The organism is Pseudomonas sp. NPDC090201, assembly GCF_044746825.1.
Classification (GTDB): domain Bacteria; phylum Pseudomonadota; class Gammaproteobacteria; order Pseudomonadales; family Pseudomonadaceae; genus Aquipseudomonas; species Aquipseudomonas putida_AD.
In genome coordinates this window covers 270183-275714 of sequence record NZ_JBIVCX010000005.1, presented here as the reverse complement: position 1 = coordinate 275714, position 5532 = coordinate 270183, and the positions used below count along the sequence as shown (strand labels likewise).

Annotated in this window: 5 protein-coding genes and 1 pseudogene; 3 read left to right on the top strand and 3 right to left on the bottom strand. The window is 64.0% G+C overall.

The features are described from left to right. Positions 1-442, top strand: a pseudogene (locus ACIPOO_RS17680) (translational GTPase TypA); the annotation flags it as partial. Positions 443-656: 214 nt separating this feature from the next. On the opposite strand, the gene ACIPOO_RS17675 reads toward ACIPOO_RS17680, so the two are convergent. After that, positions 657-1112, bottom strand: coding sequence for a YkgJ family cysteine cluster protein (locus ACIPOO_RS17675; RefSeq protein ID WP_274135170.1), 456 nt, complete (start codon positions 1110-1112; stop codon positions 657-659). 173 nt (positions 1113-1285) lie between these two features. On the opposite strand from ACIPOO_RS17675, the gene ACIPOO_RS17670 reads away from it, so the two are divergent. Beyond that, on the top strand, positions 1286-1849 hold the full coding sequence (locus ACIPOO_RS17670) for a phosphonate degradation HD-domain oxygenase (protein ID WP_400608730.1): 564 nt from the start codon (positions 1286-1288) through the stop codon (positions 1847-1849). 120 nt (positions 1850-1969) lie between these two features. Here the strand turns inward: ACIPOO_RS17670 and ACIPOO_RS17665 are convergent, their stop codons facing one another. Together ACIPOO_RS17665 and ACIPOO_RS17660 are read right to left on the bottom strand one after the other, a co-directional pair. Beyond that, positions 1970-3352 (bottom strand): GTPase/DUF3482 domain-containing protein, encoded by a 1383-nt coding sequence (locus ACIPOO_RS17665; RefSeq protein ID WP_400608729.1) that lies wholly within the window; start codon positions 3350-3352, stop codon positions 1970-1972. Beyond that, entirely contained in the window at positions 3345-4724 is a 1380-nt protein-coding gene (locus ACIPOO_RS17660; protein WP_400608728.1) for a DUF2868 domain-containing protein, read from the bottom strand. The genes ACIPOO_RS17665 and ACIPOO_RS17660 overlap by 8 nt, the downstream gene beginning before the upstream one ends. Positions 4725-4909: 185 nt before the next feature. Between ACIPOO_RS17660 and ACIPOO_RS17655 the strand changes: the two genes are divergently transcribed. Further along, positions 4910-5422 (top strand): dihydrofolate reductase, encoded by a 513-nt coding sequence (locus ACIPOO_RS17655; RefSeq protein WP_400608727.1) that lies wholly within the window; start codon positions 4910-4912, stop codon positions 5420-5422. Positions 5423-5532 lie beyond the last annotated feature (110 nt).

Sequence of the window (5532 nt, the reverse complement as noted above, 5' to 3'; positions counted from 1 at the left end):
CGGTGCTTGCATCCTGACCTCGATCTTCGATCGCTACGCTCGAGTGAAGTCGGGCCACATGTCCGGCCGTATGAACGGCGTTCTGGTTTCGGTTGAAACCGGCAAGGCTCTGACCTATTCCCTGGAAACCCTGCAGGCTCGTGGCAAGCTGTTCGTAGAACACGGCCAGGAGATCTACAACGGTCAGATCGTTGGTCAGAACTCCCGTGACCACGACCTGGGTGTGAACCCAACCAAAGGCAAGAAGCTCGACAACATGCGTGCTTCGGGTAAAGACGAAACCATCGCTCTGGTACCACCTGTTCGCTTCACCCTGGAACAGGCTCTGGAATACATCCAGGAAGACGAGCTGTGCGAAGTCACTCCTAAGTCCATCCGTCTTCGCAAGAAGATCCTGGACGAAAGCGAGCGTACCCGCGCTGCCAAGAAAGCCAAGGCTTAATTAGCCCCGGCTGAACGAAAACGCCCCCGGTCGAAAGGCCGGGGGCGTTTTTGTTTGTGCGGCATAAGGCTGAATGTTGCGAGGTCTTTGTGGGAGCGAGCTTGCTCGCGAAGACGTCCGTGCTGTCAGCGCAATTTCGGCGGCTGATCAATCCCTTCGCGAGCAAGCTCGCTCCCACAGTTCCCCGTCAGTCGCGGGAGTGCGCACGCGGGCGTCAGAACTTCAACGGCACCCGGCCGGAGTTCGAATTCAGCGTACCGCTGCTCTCACGCACTACTTCCTTGGGCTTGTACGCGCAGTAACCCGGGCGCGGGCCGATCTTGGGGTGGTTGCGGCAAGTGTCAGGGCGCTTGTCGTAGATGGTGCACAGGCGGCTCTTGCGGTCCAGGTACAGGCAGTCGTTGTTGCTCATGCGCTGCAACGTGAAGATCCCCGACTTCTGGTTGAAGCGCTCGATAATGCCTTCCTTCTGCAAGCGCTTGGCGATGTTCTTCGGGTTGTCACCCATTTCGAACTCATCGACCACCCCGATACGAATCAGGTCCTTGATCTTCGCCTCGACAGGCAGCGTGCAGCAGCTTGAAATGCAGCCTCCGCACATGTGGCTGGAGTATTTCTGCCAGGTCTCCAGGCGGTCGAGTTCAGCGGCGGCGATCAGGGTGGGTTTCATGAAAATGGATTCCGGGTGTATCGGGCGCGCGATCATACCGGGCGCCGCGCATTTCCCCTATCGCAAAATGATCGATGCGACTATCGGCAGGTCTGGCATTGTTGCCACGGCATCGCAATACAGCCAGCGTAGTGTGCGCCCACAGGCAAGCATTATCGGATCGAGGGTGGCTCATGCAACAGGCTCAACAGGTGGTCAACGAGGTTTTTGATCTGTACGTACAGCGCGGCAGCGACGATTACATCGGCGAGCCGGTGTCGCAGATCGAGCACATGTCACAGTCCGCGCAGCTTGCGCTGGGCGAGGGCTACGACGACGAAGTGGTGCTGGCGGCGTTCTTTCATGACATCGGCCATATCTGCGACCACGACCTCGATGCTGCGAGCATGGGCGGCTATGGCGTGGCCAGTCATGAGCGGGTGGGGGCCGATTACCTGCGCAAATGCGGCTTCAGCGAGCGCCTCGCGAAGCTGGTGGAGTACCACGTTCAGGCCAAGCGCTACCTGACGCTGCGCCAGCCCGGCTACTACGCGCAACTGAGCGAAGCGAGCCGCCGTACCCTGGAATATCAGGGCGGCGTGATGAGCGAGGCCGAGGCAGATGCCTTCGAGAAAGACCCGCTGTGTGATGTGAGCCTGCGGATGCGGCAGTGGGACGAGATGGCGAAAGAGCTGAACGTGCCGGTGATTGATCTGAAAATCCTGAAGGAAAAGGCCTTGGCCCTGTTGGCCGCCTAAAGGTTTGGGGATTCCCGGACGTCACCCCTGTAGGAGCGCGCTTGCCCGCGACGGCGTCGTGTCAGGCGACCCTCATGTGTTTGATACGACGCCGTCGCGGGCAAGCGCGCTCCTACAGGGTTACAGCACCACTTGGGCCAACGCCTCCACCTGCTCCTGCCGCTCGGCATGGTTCAGCCTGGCGTGGGGGTTGAGCGACGACCATTGCGGATGCGCCCGTGCCTTGTGCAGGGCGTCCGGCAGTTTGCCTTCGCGCCAGGATTTGTCCTGTGGGGTGTCCAGTTTGATGCTGTCCATCGCCGCATGGCCACGGGCTTCAAGCGCTGCGAGCAGTTGACGCTGACGCAGGGCCAGCAGGCGCAGCACCGCATCGTCCACCGTCAGTTCGCGCTGGCCCTTGAGCTTGCCGAGCAGCCGGCCGCCGTAACTGCGGGCGGTCTGCAGGGCGCCTCCGGCGATAGCACCGACCAGCGCTGCGGCGCCCAGAGTGATTCCGCCGACCAACACGTCCACGCCCAGGCCCGCCGCCGCCCCGGCCGCGATGCCACCGCCGACCCGCACACCCAGCAACTTGAGTGTTTCGGGGTTGAACAGATCATCACCCCAGCGCCCGTCCATCAACGGCAAGTCGCTGGCCGAAGCGTCCTCGCGCCGGAACGCATACAGCTTGAGCAGCGATTCGACGCAGCGCTGTTCCCGCTGGCGCACGCCCTTGCGCAGGTCGTCGACGGCGCGCTGCACCTGATCGGGCTCGCTGGCCACACTGCGCCGACAGGCCGCGCAATCGAGCAGCAACTCGGCAATCAACCGTGCGGCGCTGTGCCGACGCACCTCACGCTGGGCCTGCTGATCGAGAATCAGCCGTTCCAGCTGGCCGCGAGAGTTTTCCAGCAACAGCGCCAGGCTTTCATACAAGCGCCGCTCTCCATCCTCGGGCGGGGCGACGCTGTCGAAGCGCACCAGCGCGTGCAGCCCGAGGCGCGCCAAGGCTTCGCGCCAGTCTGGCTCGCGGTGCTGTGCGCTGCTGACGAAATTCAGCACCGGCAACAGCGGTTTGCCGCAACTGGCGAGGACGGCCAGCTCGTCACGGTATTTGGCCAGCACCGGCTCCCGGGCGTCGATCACATACAGGCCCGCGTCCGACGCCAGCAATTGACGCAGCACCTTGGCTTCCTGTTCGAAACGCTGGCGGGCTTCGCTGCCGTCGAGAAAGCGCGCCAGGCGTGCCGGGCCGTCTAGGCGTTCGCCCGGGCGATCCAGGCGTTCTAGGTAGTCGAGCAGGGCGATGGCGTCTTCCAGGCCCGGCGTGTCGTACAGCTCCAGCAGCGCCTGGCCGTCCACCGACAAACGTGCGCCTTCCACATGGCGGGTGGTGCTGGGGCGATGGCTCACTTCGCCAAACCCGACGTCGCGGGTCAGGGTACGCAGCAGCGAGGTCTTGCCGACGTTGGTGTGCCCGACCACTGCCAGTGTCAGCGGACGGTAGCTGGCTTTGTCAGTCATGTCCGGTCTCCAGCCAGGTCAGCGGCGCGCTGTCGGCCCAGTGCAGTTCCTGTTGTTGCAGTGCGCTGTGCCAGTCACTCAACCGGTCGGCATCCAGCGCTTCACCGACCGGTGCGGGCAGGAGCCAGATGCGGGTGGCGCTGGCGCAGCGAGCCAGCTCGGCGATCAGTGCAAGACTGCCGCGATCCGGCGAGCGGCGAGGGTCGCAGGCAATCGCCAGGCGTGCCGGTGGATAGCGGGTCAGTTGATCGAGCAGGTTGCGGCGCGATTCCCGGCTGTCGAGAATCCCGGCGTCGGCAATGCCTTTGGGCAGCTTGGGCGGCCAGGGGCGTTGCTCGTCCAGCTCGATGGCCACTAGCAACGCGCCTTCGCTTTGCGCCGCAGGGGGACCGCTTGTGACCTGATGCAACTGGGCAGGCGCGGCATCGTTGACGCCCAGCCGCTCGCTGCTGGGCATCAACCGTTCCCGCAGCTCGACGAAACCGGGTTCGCTCAAGTCCAGCGTCAGGTGTTTGCGACCGCTGCGCCAGCGTCCGTAGCACAACAGCGTCAGCAGCAAGCGGGGCACGATGCCGTACACCACCAGCACGCCCACCAGCCATGCTGCCCAAGACTGACGAGCATTTTCGACCACCAGTGCCGTGTCGCCGCTGGCGCGGATCATCGCCTCGCTTGGCACGCTGAAACCCAGCAGCGAGGGCAGGGTGCCGAGCCCTTGAGTGAGGGTGACGAAGGTGTCGCTACCCAGGATCGTGGTTTCCCAGACGAAGCCATAGCGCCGGGTCGCCATCAGCAACAGCAGCAGTGTCAGCGCACTCGTTAGAGCGAGCAGCCACAGGCCATTGACGCAGGTGCCCAGCAGCCAGCGATTCAGGCGCTTGCGTTGCAGCAGCAGAATCAGCGCCGGGGCCAGTTGCGCGGCCTGGGCATCGCGGGCGAGTTTTTCACTCAGCCACAGCCAGAGCCGCCCAAGGCTGGCGGCGCCTTCGCCTGCGAAGATCAGGCCCAGCGCCCAGCCAATCAACAGGATCAGGTCGAGGCCCAGCAGGCTGCCCAGGGCCCAGAACACGTTGACCGGAGTCTGGCCATTTCCCAGCGCCGCGAACGCAAGGCCAGCGCCGCTGACAACGGCGAAGATGGCCAGCAGGATCAGCGCAACCCGAGCGCCCTGTTTCCAGTGGCGCAGGGCTGCAAGCATGCCGTCGCGCTCGGCCAGCCACAGGGCGCGAAGTTTGATTCGGGAAAGCAGGTCGCCGTCGCTGGCACGGGCGCGGCGAGTCGCTTCGTCATCCTCAAGAGGTCCTGCATATTGTTCACGCAGGCGCACGGCTTCGGTCAGCCAGAGTTCATCGAGTGGGGTCAGTGCAGTCACGCGGCGTCTCGTTGGTGAAATCAAGGGTGAGCATAACCGTTGTGGCGCAAGCGCGCAGGCAAGGGGGCTCGTGGTGCTTGGACAACCGTTATCGCGAGCAAGCTCACTCCTACAGGGGTGCGGTGATCCTGTAGGAGTGAGCTTGCTCGCGATAGGCCGGGGCGGACTCTGCTATCCTCGCCGCCATGAACAAACATCTCCCCCTCAGCCTGATTGCCGCCCTCGGTGAAAACCGCGTGATCGGCGTCGACAATTCCATGCCCTGGCATCTGCCGGGGGATTTCAAGTATTTCAAGGCCACCACCCTGGGCAAGCCGATCATCATGGGCCGCAAGACCTGGGATTCGCTCGGTCGCCCGTTGCCGGGTCGCCTGAACATCGTGGTGACTCGCCAGGCCGATCTGAAGCTGGAAGGCGCTGAAGTCTTCACCTCGCTTGAGGCTGCTGTTGTACGCGCCGAAGAGTGGGCGAGCGAGCAGGGCGTCGATGAAGTGATGCTGATTGGCGGCGCGCAGCTTTATGCACAGGGCATGGAGCATGCTGACCGCTTGTACCTGACCCGCGTCGCGCTCAGCCCCGAAGGCGATGCGTGGTTTCCGGCGTTTGACGAGGCGCAGTGGAAGCTGGTTTCCAATGTGGAAAACCCGGCTGTGGATGGCAAGCCTGCTTACAACTTTGAGGTTTGGGAGCGCCTGTGACATCGCTGTCGCGGGGGGGGGGGGGGGGGGGGGGGGGGGGGGGGGGGGGGGGGGGGGGGGGGGGGGCGGGGGGGGGGGGGGGCGGGCACCGGGGATGTGGTTGATGCCGC

Coding starts and splice junctions, on each gene's coding strand:
- ACIPOO_RS17675 (WP_274135170.1), bottom strand. CDS start 1,112: ATGAAACCCACCCTGATCGCCGCCGCTGAACTCGACCGCCTGGAGACC.
- ACIPOO_RS17670 (WP_400608730.1), top strand. CDS start 1,286: ATGCAACAGGCTCAACAGGTGGTCAACGAGGTTTTTGATCTGTACGTA.
- ACIPOO_RS17665 (WP_400608729.1), bottom strand. CDS start 3,352: ATGACTGACAAAGCCAGCTACCGTCCGCTGACACTGGCAGTGGTCGGG.
- ACIPOO_RS17655 (WP_400608727.1), top strand. CDS start 4,910: ATGAACAAACATCTCCCCCTCAGCCTGATTGCCGCCCTCGGTGAAAAC.